Genomic DNA, 1,774 nt, shown 5'->3' on the forward strand with positions numbered 1-1,774 from the left:
CCGAGGCAACGCGTCCGCGTTGCTCACATCAACGGCCAACTTCGGTACAATCTTCCACTGCTTCAACCGGGTCAGGCTCGGTGAATCCTCGCCCACCACCGAGTCAAACAGCCCACGGATACTCAGCATTTCCTCACCGTACTGATTCAGTACCTCTGCCGGCTGATACCAGGTGCGTACCGCCAACGCATCACGTTTGACCTGTGGCCCGCCCTGGGCATTGACATACCCCGCACAGTCCTGCGCATTGGCCACCTCGTGACAGGCGGCAAACTCCACACTCAGGCCGCGGGCGGTTTCACTGTCATTCATCCGTCGCAACTCCCGCCACACCGTTACCGGAACACTGCCGATAAACTGAAACTGGCGAATGCCCCAGAGCGAAGACCAGGCGGTAGTGTGCTGCGCGTGATCCTTTAACGGCTTGCCGCTTTCGTCATCGGTTTCACCGTCCAGGGCGTAGCCGTCGATGTTTTTCGAAATGTATTTCGCGACATAACCGGTGGCGCTGCCTTTTTCTGGATCGATAGCTTTTGCGTCAAACCGGGCGTTTGCAGCGGCGGCACTCCGTAACTCCTCGCCGCCTTCCGCCGTGGCATACTCACGCAGAATGTCCCGGATGCGATCCATCTCTTCCGGGAGGGCAAACACCAATAAATGGGCATGTGGCGTGCCGTCATGGTGTGGCTCAGCAACCCGCATACCAAAAACGCGCAGCCCTTGGCGGTGGCATTTGGCGCGGGCGCAGGCCCAGACACCATTGAGGTAACGTTGAGTGTCTGCCGGGCTGGCACCGTTCCATTTACGGTTAACCCGTCCATTTTCCAGCGTGGCGTGATAGCTTGAGGGCGCGGTAATGGTGATAAATTCGCCAACATAACCCTGAGAATTGGCGATATCTTCATACCCCCGAATGCGTACCATCAGTTGAGTAAGCCGGATGGTGGGATTGGCCTGACTGGCAGCATAGCCGTCCATCAGGTTGATGCGGTTGCCCTCCTCATCTTCCAGATCCATGCTTTTGCGCCACTCGTTGGTGCGCCGCCGCTGCTCGTGCCAGTCACGCAAGGCGGTTGTGCTGACGTTCGGGGACGCATGCTTATGCACATACCCCATGGCGATGACCAGATGTTCACACCAGCGTTTGGCGGTACGACGCAGGCTGTTCAGCCACCACCGCGCATCACTCATTCGCCGGATGGCGGGCTGGGCATCAAAGGGAACGAAACATTTTTCCAGCTTGTCCCAGAGCGGCGGCGGTGCACCCAGCAAGCGGGTGATTCGGGCCAGATGGTGGTAATGGTCATGGACGATGCGCCATTCGCTGTTATCACCTTGCGCCTGCGTCAGACTTGCCAGTTCGGTGGCGGCAAAATGAGCCACGACATCAGCCAGGGACTTGAGCGCCTGGCTGTCCAGGTCGGGCAGGCGGTTACGCTGGGTACGCAGGCGCAAAAAGGCCACCACTCCATTGTGTTGGAGGAGATTGTGTTGCGCGTTTGCCAAACAGGGCACAGAAATCGTCATCGGTTATCTCATCCAAGCGGTAGCTGGCGTCCACACGCGCAATGCGCGGCAACATCACCTTAACCACGGACTCGGTTAACCAGCGGCGGGCACTGTCACTGCCCTTTTGTTTTTCGCGCTGGTCGAAGCGCCAGTAAAGGCTGGCGCTGACGCTTTCCAACTGGCTATAGACCTACTTTTTCGCCTGAAGATAGTCTTCCTGACGGCGTGCGGCGCGGTGCATCTCCTCATGGGTCGGGATACCGCG

At 58.5% G+C, this 1,774-nt stretch carries 2 protein-coding genes; both read right to left on the bottom strand.

Going from position 1 to position 1,774, the window contains the following annotated elements:
- Positions 1–1,455 (bottom strand): replication endonuclease (locus tag QZ506_RS14845; RefSeq protein WP_291972070.1); only part of this gene is annotated, 1,455 nt, incomplete at its 3' end.
- Positions 1,433–1,687 (bottom strand): hypothetical protein, encoded by a 255-nt coding sequence (locus tag QZ506_RS14850; RefSeq protein WP_291972072.1) that lies wholly within the window; start codon positions 1,685–1,687, stop codon positions 1,433–1,435. The genes QZ506_RS14845 and QZ506_RS14850, both read right to left, overlap by 23 nt.
- Positions 1,688–1,774 lie beyond the last annotated feature (87 nt).

This window comes from Candidatus Symbiopectobacterium sp., assembly GCF_020054415.1.
GTDB lineage: Bacteria > Pseudomonadota > Gammaproteobacteria > Enterobacterales > Enterobacteriaceae > Symbiopectobacterium.